Genomic DNA, 16,549 nt, shown 5'->3' with positions numbered 1-16,549 from the left:
CGCGGCGAACTGCATGTGGGGCGGGAGACATCGGGGATCAGTGATGTCTCCCGCCCCACAGAATCCAGCTCAGGCGGCGGGGACGGGTGCGGAGTACACGCCGAAGTGATGACCGTTCGCGTCGCGCAGGCGCGCAAAACTGACACCGGACGCATCGACGACGGGCTCCATCGTGACCTCCGCACCCAGGGTCTTGGCCTTCTCCAGGGTGGCTGTGACGTTCTCAACGAGGACGTAGAAGACGGCGTAATCCTCGAACCGGCCAGCGTGGTCGAAGATCCCGCCGGTCGGGCCGGGCGAGCCCGGCGTGATCGCGGCGTGGTAGTCGACACCCTCGAGGTCGGTGTTGAGCTTGAACTGCCATCCGAATAGCTCGCTATAGAACTTCTTCACCTCTTCGGGCTTGTCGCTGCCGATCTCAAACCAGGACACCGAGCCGATTGCTGGCACGCTCATGGCTTTCTCCCATCTTCCCCAGTGGGGGGGGAACTCATTGACCCGTCGCGAGTCATACGACGGCCGCATCAGACTACCGCATATACTTGACACGGAAGATAGATCGGTGGAACGAATGACCTGCGGGTCGCGTGGAGGTCTGATGGGCAGCGAACACTCCGAGGCCCCTGGAGCATGGGCTCCGTTGGTGACCGAGGTGAGGGGCGCTCGGGTGCACAACCTGCGCGACATCGATGTGAATGTCCCGCTGAGGCAGCTGGTCGCAGTCGCTGGGGTGTCCGGTTCAGGGAAGTCGTCGCTGGCTTTGGGGGTGCTCTACGCGGAGGGGTCCCGGCGGTACATCGAGGCGCTGTCGACCTACACGCGCCGGCGCATGTCCCATTCGGCTCGCGCGAGCGTCGACTCGGTGCGGCACGTTCCGGCGGCATTGGCGCTGCGACAGCGTCCCAGCGTGCCCGGTGTGCGGTCGACCTTCGGAACGTCGACGGAGCTGCTGAATGTACTGCGGGTGATGTACTCGCGGCTCGGTTCGCATCTGTGCCCGAACGGTCACCGTCTGTCTCCGACGATCGATGTCGCGGCGAACAAGGACCTGATCTGCCCGGTCTGCGGCGCGGAGTTCTACCCGCCGGGTGCGGAGTCGCTGGCGTTCAACTCCGATGGGGCGTGTCCGACCTGCGCGGGGACTGGAACGGTGCGCGACATCGACGACGCAACGCTGATCCCCGACCCCTCGCGGTCGATCGCCGAGGGCGCGGTCGCCCCGTGGGGGATGTTCGGTCTCTCAGTGATGCCACAGGTCGCCGCCGCGCTCGGTGTACGCATCGACGTCCCCTACGCCAAGCTCACCCCGCAGGAGCGAGGAATCGTGCTCGATGGTCCCGCGGAGAAGCGCGAGATCGAAGTCCCGTCGAAGACCGGGAAGCTGTTCGAGCTGAACTTCACCTACCGCAGCGCCCGCCAGGCCGTGCGAGAGGCGATGAGCAATGCCACCAGCGAGAAGGGCCTAGCCCGTGTGCAGCGGTTCATCACCGCGCACACCTGCCCGAGCTGTCACGGCAGTCGCCTGTCCGAAGCCGCGCGGGGAACGCAGGTGGACGGCAAGGATCTCGCCGAGGCCTCCGCCCTCACCCTCGCGGAGACGATGGCCTGGACGCCGACGGTTCCTGCCACGCTACCTGCGGACATGCGCCCCATGGCGGAGATGATCGCCGGGCAGTTCACCGAGATGGGTCGCCGCCTGATCGAGCTGGGCCTGGGCTACCTCACGCTCGACCGTGCCAGCTCCACCCTGTCGACCGGAGAGCGGCAGCGCGTGCAGCTCGCGCGAGCGGTCCGCAACGAGACCACCGGCCTGCTCTATGTGCTCGACGAACCGTCGATCGGGCTGCACCCCTCGAACATCGAGGGCCTGATCGGCGTCATGCGGGATCTCCTCGACGGAGGGAACTCCGTCGTGCTCGTCGACCATGACGTGCAGGTCCTGCGCGAGGCGGACTGGATGATCGAGATCGGCCCCGGCTCCGGTTCCTCCGGCGGCACGGTCCTCGCCGAAGGGAGCATTGACGCCATCCAGGAAAACCCAGCGTCTCTCATCGGGCCGTTCCTGTCCGGCAACGAGACGGTGGTCGTCCGCGACCGTGCAAGCGAAGACACCGTGTTCTCCCACGGAGAGATCCGTCTGAAGACCGCCCCGATCCACACCGTCCACGCGCTCGAAGCCGAGTTCCCGAAAGGCCGCCTCACCGCTGTCACCGGCATGTCCGGGTCCGGGAAAACCACCCTCGTGCTCGAGAGCCTCGTACCCGGCCTCGCCGCCGCCCACGACGGTGTTCCGCTTCCCGGGCACGTCATCTCCCTCGACGCGGCAGGGGTGACACGCGCAGACGTCGTCGACGCGACCCCGATCGGCACGAACGTCCGCTCCACCGTCGCGACCTACAGCGGGGTCCTCGATGATCTGCGCCGCGCCTACGCAGGGCTCCCGTCCGCGAAGGACGCCGGACTGAAGGCCGGGGACTTTTCCTACAACACCGGGTCGCTGCGCTGCCCGCGGTGCGAGGGCACCGGCCAGGTCGTCCTGGACGTGCAGTTCCTCCCTGACGTCGATATCCCCTGCCCCGACTGCGGCGGCACCCGCTACAACCCCGCTGCCTCCGAGCACTGGCTTCCCACCAGCGACGGGCACCGGTCCCTGCCCGAGCTGCTCGGCACCACCGTCGCCGATGCCGCGACGCTGCTCGGCGAGCGGACGAGAGTGCGCAAGAAGCTGTCGACGCTGATCGATCTCGGCCTGGGCTACCTGACCCTCGGCGAGGACACCCCCGCGTTGTCCGGAGGAGAAGCTCAGCGTCTCAAGCTCGCCGCCGAGCTCGGTCGCACCCACACCGGTACCGTGTTCGTGTTCGACGAGCCCTCTGTCGGCCTGCACCCTCTCGACATCCGCACGCTCCTGAACGTGCTGGACAGGCTGCTGTCCACCGGAGCTACCGTGATCGTCATCGAACACGACCTGGACATGATCGCCAACGCGGACCACATCATCGACCTAGGCCCCGGAGGCGGCGTGGACGGCGGACACATCGTCGCCACCGGCACCCCCGAAGCCATCGCTGCTAACCCTGACAGCGTCACCGGCCGCTTCCTCACCCCAGTTATGCTCCGCACGAGCTAGACAAACAGTTGGGCGCCAGTGACCTTCGCTCCGAAAACCAAGCGGCGCGGGGCTTGACTATTTCTTCGCGCCTTATTCAGGCAACGTGGTCGTGGATTGGAGGCAGTCGCGCATCACCGAGTCTTCTAGGTCCTGTTGCGAAACCTCTCCTGGTACGCGCCGGGGCGAGACCGGAGTGTTCGGCGTGATGTGATTCCTGAAGGGGTGTGGGCCGTATTCGGTCCGCTGTTCCCGAGCATGAAAGTCTCCTAGGCGACCGCCTGTGGCTCGGCAGACGGTCATCGAGGCGCCGGCGTGGCGGTCCCCGGCAAAGGTCATCCATCAGGCAAATGGCAGCAGTCCCGCGAAACATCACCTCGCGGGGCTGCTGTCGTTTCAGGTTCGTGTGAACTCAGCCGCGGACCCAGAAGGCGTCCTCGGTGAAACCGTCTTCGGAGAACAGGTACACGGCGATGATCTTGCCGTCGCGGACGGTCAGCAGATCCACTCCTGCCATATCCATCGACACATCAGATCGCGCACCGGTGAAGCGAACGAGAACCGCGACGAATTCGCCGTTCACCATCACCGGGCCAGTGACGGCGAGATGGAAGCTGCCCTCGCTCGTTTCCACCATTCCGTCGAGCAAAGCCCCGACTCCGTCAATGCCCACGTGGTCTCCGGAGAAGCGGTCGGCGCCCGGCTGGCGCCCGACCACTGCGGGCTCAGCTGCCCCATCGCCGTAGGGACATCACTACGGCACCTAGGGATTCGAAGTACGCCGCCGCGACATCGGCGGGCGGGTTTGGTTCTCGGGCACGAAATCTCCACGAGAATGCGGTCGGCGATGACTGCCGGCGTCGATCGGTGGGGGATCACAATGCCCGTGCACTCTCCAATCGCGGCGAGTGCTGCCTCGTCGAGGAGTTCGGCGTCTGCAGAGCCGGCCTCGGGGGTAGCTTCGTCGAGGATCACGACGGATGCCTCTGACAGCGCCACGCGCACAAAAGGCGAGATGCTCGGACTGCCCAGGGTGAGCGGATGTCCCGCCTCGCCGATAACAGTCTCGAGGCTGTCGAGCAGCAGCATGATCCAGTCAGCGCCGAACTGGGCGATGACCGATTCCCTCGCTCCCACCGCACCTGCTTCGTGGCGCCGTCTACGAATCTCCAGACCGCACCGGCATGGTCATCTTGGCCACTACCGGCCGATGCTCGACGTGCTGTTGGCCGTCTCTGGCGCGCACCTCATGGGGGAAGCGTGATTGCCCTCGTGGCTGTGGGCGTCACCGTCGGGCTCCTTGGACTTCGTATCGTCGCGGTGGTGTGGGGCGTGTGTGGCTTCGGGGGTTTGGCCACGGGGATGCCTCGTCGTTCACGACGGCGGCGGCCGTTGAGACTCCAGAAGGGCAGGCCGCGCTGGACGGTCATCGGGCTCGCGCAGCGACCGTGCACGACGCTCACAGCTCTCCTATTCGCCCGCGGCCTGCTGCGCACCGCGCGGACAGGTGGGGTTGTCGTGGCCGTCGCTGGCTTCGAGAAGCTCGCCGCGGGCTGTGCCAAGCTCGGATTCACGCGCGGGCACGGTCCACGGGTGTACCACGCCAAGTACCGTGCAGCTGGGCGGATCACGCTGCGGGTCTCCCCCACGTGACGATAGTCTCGACGAACAAGGAAGTGACTCGCCATGTCGCTGACATTTGGCCACCCCTCGTTGACGCGGGGTGTGGTCCGGTTCAGGCGATAGTGATTCGTCATGCGTTCGCGCAAGAAGCCAAGAGAGTGGCCTGACGGGCTACATATGGACTTTGGCTTGCTTGAGCGCCATCAACAACGACTGAGCGGACGCAGGCGCCGACTTAAACGCCGAAGAGAAGTCCGGCCCAGGTCGGCGTCACAGTTGTGGTTCCGTCCTCCTGGGGGTGATCCAGAAGGACGGAACCACGTCACTTCACACAGCGCGCATCGGGGAACCGTTCAGGCTAGATTCCGAGGTCTCGCAGCCACTGCTCGACCGTGCGGGGGGTGATCCCGAGCAGCCTCTGAGCGGAGCGTTCCTCGTCGATGACCTCGCCGGGCATGGTCCAGCGGTAGTGGTAGCTGTCTACGACTGGCTGTGCCGCGCCCGCTCCGAACATCGGGATAATGAGCTCGCCGTAGGCCTCAGGGGTCTGAGCCTCGAACACCACCGGCGCGCCCAGATACTGTGAGAAGCCCTGGGCGATGTCACTTCCGAGCAGTGCCGGCAATGCACCGGCGGTTACCACGCCCGTGACGGAATGATCCGTGAGCAACCGCACCGCGATGTCGGCCATGTCGAGGTGCGAGACCCAGGACACTGCGTAGTCCTCGCGGATCGGGTAGCGCAGCGCGCCCTCCTCACGCACGGGCGCGAGTGTGACCGGGAGCAGCAGGTTTTCCAGGAAGAGCTTGGGCATGATGACCGCGAACGAGACGTCCGTCTCAGCCAAGGCGTCTGCGAGCACGCCGACGGACGTCTGGGTTCCGTCCGGCATTGCTGTCGGGTAGCCGCTGGTCGAGAACACGACTCGCCCGGGGCGGGCCCGGGTCACGGCATCCGCGATGGTCTTGGCGAACGCGGTCTGCTGATCCGGGGTCCCCAGCGGCAGGTGCACGAACACTGCGTCCGCGCCCCTGTAGGCCTCGACCAGAGAGTCTACGGAGGTGTTGTCGATAGCGACGGCAGGACCGGTCACCTTGGAGGTGTCGCGAACAGCTGCTGTCCCGTCGTGGCCCGCCGCGCGCAGAGCAGCAAGAACGGGAGAACCTTGAGCGCCAGAGGCGCCGTGAACGATGATTGTCATGTTTCTATTAGTGCACATGGTGCATCGGTTACGTCAAATGCACTAATGGGTGTGATGAAGATTGACTTTTTTGCGAAGACTCGCGGCCCGAGTGCGGTGTTGCCAGGTTCCTCACACTGCTGGACGGGCCGTGGGCTACCCTCATCGTTCGCGAGCTCCTCAGGGTGCCGGCGCGATTCTCGGAGTTCAAGAGTTCGCTGACGGGAATCAGCGCACACACGCTCTCCAACCGGCTGCGCCGCCTCGAGGCCCATCGCCTGGTCACCCGCACCGTGTACGCGGAGGTGCCGCCACGAGTTGTCTACGAACTGACACCGTCCGGCGAGCGACTGCGCCCGGTGCTGGACGCGATGAACGTGTGGGCAGCTACCTTCCCACTCGTGGAGAACCTGGACGAGATCCGAAGCTCGGCAGGCCAGTGACTGGCCAATACTCCTGGCGCTGATGACGCAGCCGCGCATGGCGGCGCCGCACTGACGTGAAGCAAACTCGGGCGACCAGCGGATCTTGACGGGCTTGCGGCTCGACGACGCCGAGCTGACACTCAGCCGCTCCACCATTCTCGTCATTGCGACCATTCCACGACATCCGCGAACTGACACCAACTGTTCACAGTTACGTCGGACAATAGACGCGGAGTGCAGAAGCGTGGAAACAGACCTCACGACCTCGCCCGTCGCTTCCGAAAACCGCGATCTGCCGTGTCGGCCGACGCCAGCTGCACCTCGCCGTTCGCGGAGTTCACTCACGCCCGCACGTGCTGGGTGGAGAGTTGGCCCGAGACTGGCTGGACGCCTTGAGTACTGGAGACGGCTGCTGCTCGTCTAACCGGCGGGCGGGCTCATCTGGGAGGTGCAACTCACCGAAGACCGCTCGAGGCTCTCGTGGACCCAATCTCCACTTTCGGCTCCGACACCGACCACGCCCGCCTGCACCACTCTCCGCGGTGGCAAGAGACGGCAGTCAGCCGCGAGTGGCCCTTCGAGCAGACCACGATGACGGTCGGTGCCGTGGCCGTCTCGGCGGCTCAGGGTGACCTCCCGGCGGACCTCGCGTTTCTCCCCGACGGCGAGCGCGCCAAGCTGGCTTTGTCACGCCTCTGTACGTTCGCTACCAGTTTGCTCTCCGGGAAGGAGGGTGCCTTTCGGCGTTGGGGTGGTCATCGGTGGAACAGGCGAGCGAAGATTCCGGACGAAGGTTCCTTCTCGTGGCCGGGACAGCGCGGTGAAGCAGGGACGCGACGAGGCCGGCAATGATCCCGATAGCGGGGAACCGTGAGCGAGGCTGATGGCGAACACTGCGACGATCCCACGCAGCACGCGCTCACCTGGCGCGGCTGCGCATACAGCGGCTTGACGCTTCATCCGGTCAGAGATGGGCGCGGCTTCCCCGCTTCGAGGTCACCAAGATGCTCTCAGCGCGGTCGCCGAGCACGGCACGGCACGGCACGGCACGGCACGGCACGGCACGGCACGGAGGGTGAGCATCCCGCCGGACAGGAACGCGGAATCGAACCCGGCCTGCGACAGCACCCGATTCGCGATCACGGACCGTACTCCGGACGCGCACATCACCCGTACGGAACGTCCCGCCGCCGCATCCGCGACCTCATCGAGCCGGCCGCGCAGCTCGGTATGTGGGACGTGTACCGAGTCGGGCAGGAGCCCGATCGCGACTTCGTCGGCACTTCGCACATCCAGAACTAGCACCTCCCGTAGTCCCTGATCAAGATTCAGTGCGTCCTAGAGAGTGAGAGTGTCGTCCAGGAAGTTGGCCCCGATCATCTCGGCAAGGTTCGCGGCGTCCTTCGCCTGTCCGGACGGAGGCGAGTGCGACACGTCCAGATCGATCAGTTCGTCGACCGCCACCTTCTACGGTCTGGGCGTGATCTCTGAGGAGTTCGAGAAACAGAGGGGGTCGCTCATCGACGACTAGGACGAGGCTGTAGAGCAGCCAGGTATTAGTGAGCGTGGCCTTCTGCTTGCGGGCGAGACTTTGTGCCTTCGGGAGCGGCGAATTGGGCATCCCGTCTGTGCGCTCGATGGTACGCAGCCAGGCTCGATCCCAGCCGGCCGCGCCGAGCTCTGGTTGTCCCATCAGTTGAGTCGCGGCCGTGGTCGGCCTGCGATCGGCAGCCGGTTCTGCGGACGGTGGGGCGTGTTCCGACGAATTCGTTCCAGGCCGCTAGTACGGGACGATGACAGCTGAGCGAGCGCTTCGTTCTTGCGACCGGGATCGCGCAAGGAGCACGAGACTCCATGGCCCGAAGAGGAGGAACTTGAGTGCGTTCCACAGGGCGAGCAAGAACACGAGGTAGAGCCAGGTGCTCCACCCGTGTTCGATGAGTCCGGTACAGGTCACAGCGATCAGCACGTAGATGACGCCGAGGAACATCGCGGGGATGCCCCATTTAAGGCCGCGACGGGTGCGGAGCACGTCCAGGAGGATGTTAGTGGGCATCCATCTCCGGAGGAAGACGCGGGTGTGGACGCTGGCGTTCCAGAGTCGGTTCAGGAACATGACGTGGGCCTCACTCTCGCACGCAGGACAACGGTGGTGTGGCTGGTCCTGAGTGGTTCAGTGCCCGAGGTACTTCTCGAACGGTCTGCCGTTCCCTGCTTCTGAGGGGTTGGCGCGCGATTGCTCCTGCCACCGCCAGGATACCCAAGTGCTCAGCGAGAAGGAAGGGCGAACACTCTGAGGCGCTCCAGCGTCACAGTGTTCCGAGGGTCCGCCCGACCCCTCGCTGCACGGTCTCGCGGCGTTGCGCGTTAGCGTCCTGTTGAAGGCGGGTGAGCGTGTCTCGGGTGCGTTCGTAGTCGATGCGTTGCGCATCGTCGGCGGATACGGGCCCCAGTGGGCTGGTCGAGGCAATGCTCCATCGGTCACGGTACGCAGCAACCGCACGGACCGCGACGATGCGAGCCTCGGCGTCGAGAAGGCCGAGTCCTACCGTCCAGGGAAAACGCTGTTCGAGCGCTGCTGTGGTGAGAGCGTTAAGGCGTTGGACCATGAGGTGTTCGCGTTCAACGGGACTCTCTACCTCCTGGCCACGGGTGCGGGGGCGGGGGCGTCGTCGGCGTTGGTGGCGACGTTTATCGAAGACCTCGTCGAAACGGCGAGGAAGATCGCCGCGCGCTCGCCCGGAGCACGCATGGATCCACCGCTCCTGCTGGCGCTGGATGAGATTGGGAACCTCGCCCCACTCCCGTCGTTGCCGACGTTGATGGCGGAAGGCGGCGGCACCGGAATCACCCCGCTACCGGTGCTGCAGTCCCTCGCCCAGGCGCGGGAGAAGTGGGGCGAGAACCAGGCGAACGCGATCTGGGACGCCTCCATCGTCAAAATCATCCTCGGCGGAGCCTCCAACAGCCGAGACCTCCAAGACCTCTCCACCCTCATCGGCGACCGCGACGAAACCACCGACAGCATCACGACGGACGCCTACGGTGCGCACTCATCGCAGCGCTCGATCCGGCGGGTGCCGATCTTGCCTCCGGACGTGTTGCGCACGCTCCCGTTCAGCACAGGGGTCGTGATGCTCCGCACCGCCCGCCCCATCATCACGAATCTGCGCCCGTGGCCCTCCCGGGCCGACGCGAAGCAGCTCCGCGCTGACCGGGGTGAGATCGAGCAGACCCTCCAAGGCGGTGCCCGATAGCCCAGGGGCGCGGTAGCCGCGTGGGGTTCGTACCTGTCTGGTGAGCCCGCGGCTGCGGGATTGACATCGACACATTGGGAGACAGCACGATGACCATCCGTACGAAGGAATCCCTCTCCGGGTTCGTCGCCACTGACCCAGAGCTGACATTCACCAGCAAGGGCGACGCCCGCCTCTACGCCCGGATCGGGCAGCCCCAGGCACGGGTCGAAGACGACGGGACATTCACCCAGCTGGAGCCGACGTTCACGGACCTGGTGATGTTCCGAAAGTCCGCGGAGCTCGCGCATGAGCAGTTCCGCAAGGACGACAACTTCATCGCCGAAGGCGAAACCCGCACCTACACCGGCAGCGACGGCACCGAGCGCGAGCAGTTCGTCGCGTCCCGGATCGGACACGACAACAACATCACCCGCTACACCGTCGACCGCACCCCGCCCGAACGAGAAGCCCCGCAGCAGGAGGTGCCGGTGCGGGAGCAGATGCAGCAGGCTCTCACCGAGAGGGAAGCACAGCTCGACCCGGAGCCGTCTGCGACGACCAGCAGCACGTCCGTGCAGCGCGAGGCGGTCGCCCGATAAGCCGCGGGTGCGGCGACCAGCCCCACCATCACCTCCGCCTGGTCGCCGCACCCGCCCCCTTCATTTCGCCGCGTCCCTCGCGGCTCTCCTCCTTCTTTCTCGCCTCGCCTTGCTCCTGGAGTCTTCTGATGACGACCGACAATCCCACACGACCCGACCTGCCCGATCCTGATCTGCCTGATGCGGATCTGCCTGATGCGGATCCGATCGTGCAGGGGCCTGACTTCGATGGGATTGACCTGTCCGGGCTCCCCGCAGACGTCGCTGAGGAAGCGAGAGCGTTCGCGAAGCAGACCTTCGTGGCGGACCTGGCGAAGTCCCTCACCGCGGTGGCACGTCCGATCAACTGGCGCACCCTTCCAGCCGGTGACCTCGAGCACGAGATCCTCGAGCTCAACGCCTGGGTGGACTGGCTCCGCCACACGTACGGACTACCCGCGCAGGTGGTGCCTCCGATGTGGCACCGCCACCCCGAACTCCTCTGGGAACTGTCCGCCCTGCGCCAGCACTGGCTGTTCTGCTTCGACCCGCAAGCCAAAGGCAACCAGGCCCTGGCCTGGCACCACGACTTCTCCATCGCCCGCGAACGGTTGCGGGACTGGGTCACGATCTCCGGCACCCGCCTCGACCGCGATCGCCCCACCCGCGTCACCGCCTGGCCCGGTGGCGAATCCGAGGGCTGGACCGAGCCCGACACCACGGAAACGCTCGTCACTGAGCGCACGAAGGACTTCCTCGCGTTCGTTGAGGAGCAGGTCAAGGCGAGGACTGCGGAGCAGGACGCGACGATCCGGGAGATCGTGAACATCGACTGGAGCGACCAACCATGACCGAACAGGCAGGCGACGTGCTCGTCTCGCCGCTGCGGAACAGCCATGAGGTTGCCGCGTTCTTGCGGGTCTCGGAGTCGACGCTTTCGCGGTGGCGGGCAGAGAAGAAAGGGCCGCCGTTTATCCGGATCGGTGGTGTGACCCGGTATCGCATCGAGCAAGTCGAGCAGTGGCTCGCCTCCCTCGGCACTGATGAGCACGTCTGAACCGACCGCACCTCCCCCGGTGCCGCCGATCGGGGTGAAGGTCACCACCGATCTCGAACACCGGGCCTCCGGGATCCGTGCTCGCGCCCGCTGGATCGACCCGCACACCCGTAAGAGAGTCACCCGCGCGCTCGTCGTCCCCGATGAGGACGCCGCGGACGAGTTCTTCCAGTACCTGCAGGCCTCCGCGGAGCTCGGGATCGACAAACGCATCCCGCTCTCCGACTACGTCGAGATGATCGGCGACCGATGGCAGCGGGGCTTGGACCCGACGTCCACCGTCGACGGCTACAAGCTTGGACTCCGCCTCCGTGTCCTCCCCGCCCTCGGGCACCTGCCAATGTCACGGATCACTGCCGGGATGATCGATCGCACCATCGACCAGTGGGAAACCCGCCATTCCGCGTCAACCATCAAGAACACCATCGCACCTCTCGTCCGCGTCCTAGACGAAGCCGTCCGAGACGACCTCCTCCCCAGCAACCCCGCCCGCAACCGGTCCAGGCGTTCTCTGGGGAAATCAGCTCTCAACCTCAAGGAGGACGATCTGTCACCGCGTGTGCACGCGCTCAAAGACCTCGCGACGCTCACGATGTTGGCGGATCGGTGTGGAGAGGTGCATCAGAGCTATTCCGACTTCGTGATGCTCTGCGCCCTCCTCGCTGCCCGCGGCTCCGAGATCTCCGGTCTTCAAGTCGGCGACATCGACTGGGAACAACGGATCGTCACGATCCGCCGCCAAACCTACCCAGGCGCCGGCGGCCTCGTCACCAAGCAAACCAAGGGACGAGACATCCGGCACGTCCCCATCCTGCAAGCGCTCACCCCCGTGCTGGAGCGCCTCACCGCAGGACGTGAGCCTGAGGAGCGGCTGCTGACCGGACCCCGCGGCGGCGTGCTCACTACCGCCTCCGTACGGGACGCAACGAAATGGGATCAGCTCGTCAACGACCTTGAACTGACGAGCCTCACCCGGCACGGCCTCCGTCACACCGGAGCCACCTGGCTCGCCGACGCCGGCATCCCCCTTCACGTCCTCCAAGGCATCCTCGGACATAAGTCCATCGAGACCACCCGCGGCTACCTGCACCCCGACACCAGACACCTCACCGACGCCGCTGCCCGCGCGAACGCGTTCCTCAACGGACAGGAAACCTCCACCCGCGAACCTCCCGCCAAGACCCATCGGACAGCCGCACCCGGGCGATGAAAACGGTCGCGGATCGAGACGAAATCGGTCTCCAGGTCCCGACCAGGTCCCGGCTCGTCACAACAGCCGCAGCTGGGGGTCTCGAAGGGCATCAGCCTTCACTGGTGTGATGCTTTCATAAACCCCTCCGAAGAGGATCACGGAAACGACGAAGCCCAGGCGAGAAAAATGCTCTCACCTGGGCTTTTCTGTCGGGATGACAGGATTTGAACCTGCGACCCCCTGACCCCCAGTCAGGTGCGCTACCAAGCTGCGCCACATCCCGTTGTTCACTTTTCAGGCTGAAACAGCCGCTACCGCACTTAACCCCCAGTCAAGTGCGATACCAAGCTGCGCCACAGCCCGTTGTTCTGCACTCTCGCGCAGGCAACTCCCCTATCTTAGCCGCAACCCAAGCCCCTCCGCGAACCGAGCCGTTGCGGGTTGTCGGATGCCGCGCGTACCGTCGCGTGCATGGTGACGATCACGACCGAGGTGGCGACGACCGACCGCTGGGACGATGTGCAGCACGCTCTCACCGGTGGCGGCGACGGCGCGAGCTGCCAGTGCATCTGGCCCGTGCTGAGCAACAAGGACTGGAACACGACGACGACTCCGCAGCGCACCGAGATGTTCCGCGCCGAGATCGACGAGGGGCCGCCGCCCGGGATCATCGCCTACGTCGACGGCGAGGCGGCCGGCTGGATCAGGATCGGGCCGCGCACCCGCCAGGCGCGTATCCCGCGGACGCGCATCATCGCCGCGGCGACCAACGAGCCGTTCGACGACGAGTCGGTCTGGGCAGTCACGTGCTTCGTCGTGCGGCGGGAGCACCGCGGCACTGGGCTGAACCGCGCGCTCCTGGAAGCCGCCGTCGACTACGCCCGCGAATCCGGAGCTCGACTGATCGAGGGCTACCCGGTCGACACACGCGGCGAGAAGCAGCGGGCCAACGATCTGTTCCACGGCACGCTCGGCACGTTCCTCACGGCCGGCTTCACCGAGAAGATCGCACTCAAGCCGGGGCGCACCCTCGTCGCCCTCGACCTGGCCTCATGATCGCGCCATACCCCCGAGCCACTAGCGTGAAGGCATGAGCGACGCGAGCCCGACCATCGACGATCCCGAACTCGGCACCTTCACCCGCGCCACATCCGAGCTCACCGACGGCTCCGTCCTCACGCACGACTGGTTCGTCGGCACGGTCTCGGTCGAGGGCACGGAACTCGAGCTCATGCTCGAGGGAACGACTCCCGACGAAGTCACGCTGCTGCTCCCCCGCATGCGCGAGGTCGTCAAGCGGCTGCACACGCTGCGGCGGATCGCGACGGATGCCGTCGTCACGAACTTCACCACGGGCGAGCCCGACCCGCAGGACCTCGATGACGCCGCCTCCGATCTCGCGCTCGAGGCGATCGAGGCCACCCCCGACGGCACGGTCATCCTCCACTTCACCGACAGCTGCGGCGAGCACTTCCCCGAGGGATACTGGCCGGCCGTGCACCTGGGCATCGACGATGCCGTCCAGCAGGTCACCGTCGAATCCTGAGCCCGCGTATGCCTCATCCGACAGCGCGCCCGACGATCGGCCGAGCCTACGATGGGGAGATGCAGCGCCGCGCCCCGTCCTCGCTCATCGCCTGGACGTTCCTCCCCTACGTCGCGGTCTCCGTTCTCCACGTCATCCTGCTCGCCGTCGGAAGCCCGCTCGCCGGACCGACGAAGCTTTTGCTGATGCCGATGCTCGCCGTCCCCGTCCTGGCCGCTGCCCGGTGGATCAAGCCGCCGATGACCCTGGTCCTGCTCCTCGCGGCGGTGCTCTTCTCCTGGCTCGGGGATGGCGTGGGCGCGTTCTTCCCCGCGGCACCGGAACTCCCCCTCATGCTGCTGTTCTTCGGCATCGCCCATGTGGCATACATCCTGCTCTTCGCCCGCCGGCTGGGCGTGCGGCGGATGCCCTGGTGGGCCCTGATCTACGCGCTCTGGTGGGTGGCGATGATCGCCGTCCTCGGCCCGCACACCGGCGGCCTGCTGATCGCGGTCGCCGTCTACGGACTCGTGCTCGGCGGGACGGCCGCATTCTCGGCGCGGTGCCATCCGCTGATCGCGGTCGGCGGAGCGTTCTTCCTCGCCAGCGACACGTTGCTCGCGTTCCGCCTCTTCCTCCCCGATGGGCTCCCCGCGTGGAGCAGCCCGGCCGTGATGCTCACCTACACGCTCGGCCAAGGCCTCATCGTCGCGGGCGCGCTGGTCACGCTGCGAAAGCGAGCTTCCTGATGGATGCCGCACGCGTCGACAGCTGGCTCTGGGCGATCCGCGTCTACAAGACCCGGTCGGCGGCGACCACCGCATGCCGCGCGGGGCATGTACGGGTGAACGGCGACAAGGTGAAGGCCGCCCAGCAGATCCGCGTGGGTGACGAGCTGCGTATCCGCATCGCCGGATTCGACCGGATCCTCTTCGTACGTCAGCTTCTCGTCAAGCGAGTCGGCGCTCCTGTGGCGGCGCTCGCCTACGAGGACAAGACGCCCGAACGGGAACCCCAGGCGGTACTCGGTCTGCGTGACCGCGGGGCCGGGCGACCCACGAAGCGGGAGCGTCGGGACATCGACAAGCTGCGCGGGCGGAGCCACGACCCAGAGGATTGATATGCCGTCATCCTCGCGTCATACTTTCGAAGATTTGTTCTAGAATAGGGTTATGGCTACTCGGACCGACCTCGACCTCGAACTCGCGGAGCGACGCCGCGTGCTCGATGCCTGGGCCGAGAAGCGACGGCGCATCGCCGCGCTCGAAGCGGAGGCCGCAGAGCTGCTGGTGGAGCAGATCGCTCTCCACGATGCCGAGGTGTCAGCGAGCCCGTTCCACCGCGACGCGATTCACCGCTCCATGATCGCGGAGTTCTCCGCCGCCGGTCATGTCTCCCGTGGGTCGATGGACTTCGCATTCGCCGACGCACAGGCGCTTCACGACCACCTCCCCGCGGTCCGTGCAGCGTTCGCCGCGGGTTACCTGAGCGCCGGCCATGTCCGCGAGATCGCCCGCGCGAGTGCGCTCATGGCCGAAGCCATCCGCAACAAGAAGGTCGATGCCGGCGTCATGGCCCTGTTCGAGACGGCCGTCCTCGTCGTCGCCGAGCAAGACACGGCTGCCCGCACCCGCGCGCACGCCCGACAGGTCGCCAGCGCACTCATCGGCGAGAGCGTCGACGAGCGGCATCGCCGAGCGGCCGAGGAGCGCTGCGTGACCGTGAAGTCGCTCGACGACGGCCTCGCCCTGCTCACAGCTGTGCTTCCCGAGTGGATCGCGACGGCCATCTCCGACCGGCTGAGCCGGATGACGCGGGAGGTCGTGCGAGTGCGGGAGGATCATGTACCCGAGTTCCTGCCCTGGTGGTCGAACGACGATATCGATGCTCTTCACCCCGAAGACTTCGCACTCGACGACCCAGCCTTCGACGCCTACGCCGAGACATGCGCCGACGGGAGAATCTTCGGCGCCGACGGCGACACGTTCGCGACCGACCCGGAGACCGAGCACATCCCTGCCGACACGCGCACGTGGGCGCAGGTCCAGGCAGACCTCTTCACCGACCTCCTCCTCGCCGGCGACCCGTCCCTCGCGCACGGCGACGGCCTCGGTCGCATCCAGGGACGCGTCCAGGTCACGGTCGCCGCGACCACGCTCGCCGGCATGGACGACCGACCGGCCGAGCTCGATGGGCACGGCCCGTTGCACCCCGACGTCGCCCGTGCTCTCGCGGGGTGGAACAGCGGATGGACCCGCCTGTTCCTTGACGCCTCCGGAATGCTCGTCGAGACCGATACGTACACCCCGACCGAGGGCATGCGACGGTTCCTGCGTGCTCGTGACCAGCACTGCCGCTTCCCCGGCTGTCGCATGCCGGTGCACCGCTGCGAGATCGACCACCAGCACGACCATGCCAAGGGTGGGAAGACGCGCATCGACAACCTCGGGTATCTCTGCCGCGCGCACCACACTCTCAAGCACCCCGACATCCCCGACCCGCATCGGTGGGCGGCGCAGCAGGAACGCGACGGCAGCATCACCTGGCACAGCCCGCTCGGACGCGCCTACACCGATCCGCCACCCCGACGAGTCATGTTCGTCTGACGCCGGTTCGGCCGG

At 66.3% G+C, this 16,549-nt stretch carries 18 protein-coding genes, 1 tRNA gene and 1 pseudogene; 13 read left to right on the top strand and 7 right to left on the bottom strand.

Annotated elements, in window-relative coordinates:
• Window positions 1–69: 69 nt before the first annotated feature.
• A complete protein-coding gene (locus tag ACIOTO_RS13110; protein ID WP_400858176.1) occupies window positions 70–456 on the bottom strand; it encodes a VOC family protein in 387 nt (128 codons plus the stop codon).
• 187 nt (window positions 457–643) lie between these two features.
• Between ACIOTO_RS13110 and ACIOTO_RS13105 the strand changes: the two genes are divergently transcribed.
• Window positions 644–3,130, top strand: coding sequence for an excinuclease ABC subunit UvrA (locus ACIOTO_RS13105; RefSeq protein WP_400858174.1), 2,487 nt, complete (start codon window positions 644–646; stop codon window positions 3,128–3,130).
• A gap of 391 nt (window positions 3,131–3,521) precedes the next feature.
• Here the strand turns inward: ACIOTO_RS13105 and ACIOTO_RS13100 are convergent, their stop codons facing one another.
• Window positions 3,522–3,827 (bottom strand): nuclear transport factor 2 family protein, encoded by a 306-nt coding sequence (locus tag ACIOTO_RS13100; RefSeq protein WP_400858173.1) that lies wholly within the window; start codon window positions 3,825–3,827, stop codon window positions 3,522–3,524.
• A 674-nt stretch (window positions 3,828–4,501) separates the two neighbouring features.
• On the opposite strand from ACIOTO_RS13100, the gene ACIOTO_RS13095 reads away from it, so the two are divergent.
• Window positions 4,502–4,762 carry a hypothetical protein gene (locus tag ACIOTO_RS13095; protein WP_400858171.1) on the top strand — a complete coding sequence of 87 codons (261 nt, stop codon included), beginning with the start codon at window positions 4,502–4,504 and terminating at the stop codon, window positions 4,760–4,762.
• 328 nt (window positions 4,763–5,090) lie between these two features.
• Here ACIOTO_RS13095 and ACIOTO_RS13090 read toward each other — a convergent pair whose 3' ends face one another.
• Complete coding sequence (locus ACIOTO_RS13090; RefSeq protein WP_400858170.1) at window positions 5,091–5,933, bottom strand: SDR family oxidoreductase; 843 nt, start codon at window positions 5,931–5,933, stop codon at window positions 5,091–5,093.
• A gap of 116 nt (window positions 5,934–6,049) precedes the next feature.
• Here ACIOTO_RS13090 and ACIOTO_RS13085 point away from each other — a divergent pair, with 116 nt between their 5' ends.
• Entirely contained in the window at window positions 6,050–6,355 is a 306-nt protein-coding gene (locus ACIOTO_RS13085; protein WP_400858584.1) for a winged helix-turn-helix transcriptional regulator, read from the top strand.
• Window positions 6,356–7,333: 978 nt separating this feature from the next.
• Here ACIOTO_RS13085 and ACIOTO_RS13080 read toward each other — a convergent pair.
• The 3 genes from ACIOTO_RS13080 to ACIOTO_RS13070 form a co-directional block, all read right to left on the bottom strand.
• The gene (locus ACIOTO_RS13080) at window positions 7,334–7,642 is read right to left on the bottom strand and encodes a rhodanese-like domain-containing protein (protein WP_400858168.1); all 309 of its coding nucleotides are present in this window, start codon (window positions 7,640–7,642) and stop codon (window positions 7,334–7,336) included.
• A 33-nt stretch (window positions 7,643–7,675) separates the two neighbouring features.
• Window positions 7,676–7,801, bottom strand: coding sequence for a hypothetical protein (locus tag ACIOTO_RS13075; RefSeq protein WP_400858166.1), 126 nt, complete (start codon window positions 7,799–7,801; stop codon window positions 7,676–7,678).
• 316 nt (window positions 7,802–8,117) lie between these two features.
• Window positions 8,118–8,393, bottom strand: a complete 276-nt coding sequence (locus ACIOTO_RS13070; RefSeq protein ID WP_400858165.1) for a hypothetical protein — start codon at window positions 8,391–8,393, stop codon at window positions 8,118–8,120.
• A gap of 568 nt (window positions 8,394–8,961) precedes the next feature.
• On the opposite strand from ACIOTO_RS13070, the pseudogene ACIOTO_RS13065 reads away from it, so the two are divergent.
• The 5 genes and pseudogenes from ACIOTO_RS13065 to ACIOTO_RS13045 all read left to right on the top strand — a co-directional run.
• Window positions 8,962–9,594: pseudogene (locus tag ACIOTO_RS13065) on the top strand (type IV secretory system conjugative DNA transfer family protein); the annotation flags it as partial.
• A gap of 89 nt (window positions 9,595–9,683) precedes the next feature.
• A complete protein-coding gene (locus tag ACIOTO_RS13060) occupies window positions 9,684–10,175 on the top strand; it encodes a single-stranded DNA-binding protein (RefSeq protein ID WP_400858163.1) in 492 nt (163 codons plus the stop codon).
• A gap of 128 nt (window positions 10,176–10,303) precedes the next feature.
• Complete coding sequence (locus tag ACIOTO_RS13055) at window positions 10,304–11,005, top strand: hypothetical protein (RefSeq protein WP_400858161.1); 702 nt, start codon at window positions 10,304–10,306, stop codon at window positions 11,003–11,005.
• On the top strand, window positions 11,002–11,211 hold the full coding sequence (locus ACIOTO_RS13050) for a helix-turn-helix transcriptional regulator (RefSeq protein ID WP_400858160.1): 210 nt from the start codon (window positions 11,002–11,004) through the stop codon (window positions 11,209–11,211). The genes ACIOTO_RS13055 and ACIOTO_RS13050 overlap by 4 nt, the downstream gene beginning before the upstream one ends.
• Entirely contained in the window at window positions 11,198–12,421 is a 1,224-nt protein-coding gene (locus tag ACIOTO_RS13045) for a tyrosine-type recombinase/integrase (RefSeq protein WP_400858159.1), read from the top strand. Before ACIOTO_RS13050 ends, ACIOTO_RS13045 begins: the two co-directional genes overlap by 14 nt.
• Window positions 12,422–12,612: 191 nt before the next feature.
• Here the strand turns inward: ACIOTO_RS13045 and ACIOTO_RS13040 are convergent.
• Window positions 12,613–12,686, bottom strand: a tRNA-Pro gene (locus tag ACIOTO_RS13040).
• 188 nt (window positions 12,687–12,874) lie between these two features.
• Here ACIOTO_RS13040 and ACIOTO_RS13035 point away from each other — a divergent pair.
• Genes ACIOTO_RS13035 through ACIOTO_RS13015 form a run of 5 tightly spaced genes read left to right on the top strand, consistent with a single transcriptional unit; the run spans window position 12,875 to window position 16,534 of the window.
• Window positions 12,875–13,459: a GNAT family N-acetyltransferase gene (locus ACIOTO_RS13035; RefSeq protein WP_400858158.1), complete on the top strand. Its 585-nt coding sequence runs from the start codon at window positions 12,875–12,877 to the stop codon at window positions 13,457–13,459.
• Between the two features lie 34 nt (window positions 13,460–13,493).
• Window positions 13,494–13,949 (top strand): hypothetical protein, encoded by a 456-nt coding sequence (locus ACIOTO_RS13030; RefSeq protein WP_400858157.1) that lies wholly within the window; start codon window positions 13,494–13,496, stop codon window positions 13,947–13,949.
• 59 nt (window positions 13,950–14,008) lie between these two features.
• Window positions 14,009–14,677 carry a lysoplasmalogenase family protein gene (locus tag ACIOTO_RS13025; RefSeq protein WP_400858155.1) on the top strand — a complete coding sequence of 223 codons (669 nt, stop codon included), beginning with the start codon at window positions 14,009–14,011 and terminating at the stop codon, window positions 14,675–14,677.
• Window positions 14,677–15,048: an RNA-binding S4 domain-containing protein gene (locus tag ACIOTO_RS13020; RefSeq protein WP_400858153.1), complete on the top strand. Its 372-nt coding sequence runs from the start codon at window positions 14,677–14,679 to the stop codon at window positions 15,046–15,048. The genes ACIOTO_RS13025 and ACIOTO_RS13020 overlap by 1 nt, the downstream gene beginning before the upstream one ends.
• Before the next feature lie 52 nt (window positions 15,049–15,100).
• Window positions 15,101–16,534 (top strand): DUF222 domain-containing protein, encoded by a 1,434-nt coding sequence (locus tag ACIOTO_RS13015; RefSeq protein WP_400858151.1) that lies wholly within the window; start codon window positions 15,101–15,103, stop codon window positions 16,532–16,534.
• Window positions 16,535–16,549: the final 15 nt, after the last annotated feature.

The sequence above is a fragment of the Microbacterium sp. NPDC087592 genome (assembly GCF_044743585.1).
Lineage (GTDB): Bacteria > Actinomycetota > Actinomycetes > Actinomycetales > Microbacteriaceae > Microbacterium.
Note: the sequence above shows the minus strand (reverse complement) of the source record. Positions and strands in the feature narration are given on the sequence as shown.

What these genes read in the sequence shown, in the direction of transcription:
- ACIOTO_RS13055 (WP_400858161.1), top strand. Translation starts at nt 10,304, where the DNA reads ATGACGACCGACAATCCCACACGACCCGACCTGCCCGATCCTGATCTG.
- ACIOTO_RS13025 (WP_400858155.1), top strand. Translation starts at nt 14,009, where the DNA reads ATGCAGCGCCGCGCCCCGTCCTCGCTCATCGCCTGGACGTTCCTCCCC.
- ACIOTO_RS13045 (WP_400858159.1), top strand. Translation starts at nt 11,198, where the DNA reads ATGAGCACGTCTGAACCGACCGCACCTCCCCCGGTGCCGCCGATCGGG.
- ACIOTO_RS13050 (WP_400858160.1), top strand. Translation starts at nt 11,002, where the DNA reads ATGACCGAACAGGCAGGCGACGTGCTCGTCTCGCCGCTGCGGAACAGC.
- ACIOTO_RS13020 (WP_400858153.1), top strand. Translation starts at nt 14,677, where the DNA reads ATGGATGCCGCACGCGTCGACAGCTGGCTCTGGGCGATCCGCGTCTAC.
- ACIOTO_RS13015 (WP_400858151.1), top strand. Translation starts at nt 15,101, where the DNA reads ATGGCTACTCGGACCGACCTCGACCTCGAACTCGCGGAGCGACGCCGC.
- ACIOTO_RS13030 (WP_400858157.1), top strand. Translation starts at nt 13,494, where the DNA reads ATGAGCGACGCGAGCCCGACCATCGACGATCCCGAACTCGGCACCTTC.
- ACIOTO_RS13090 (WP_400858170.1), bottom strand. Translation starts at nt 5,933, where the DNA reads ATGACAATCATCGTTCACGGCGCCTCTGGCGCTCAAGGTTCTCCCGTT.
- ACIOTO_RS13070 (WP_400858165.1), bottom strand. Translation starts at nt 8,393, where the DNA reads ATGCCCACTAACATCCTCCTGGACGTGCTCCGCACCCGTCGCGGCCTT.
- ACIOTO_RS13035 (WP_400858158.1), top strand. Translation starts at nt 12,875, where the DNA reads ATGGTGACGATCACGACCGAGGTGGCGACGACCGACCGCTGGGACGAT.
- ACIOTO_RS13060 (WP_400858163.1), top strand. Translation starts at nt 9,684, where the DNA reads ATGACCATCCGTACGAAGGAATCCCTCTCCGGGTTCGTCGCCACTGAC.
- ACIOTO_RS13110 (WP_400858176.1), bottom strand. Translation starts at nt 456, where the DNA reads ATGAGCGTGCCAGCAATCGGCTCGGTGTCCTGGTTTGAGATCGGCAGC.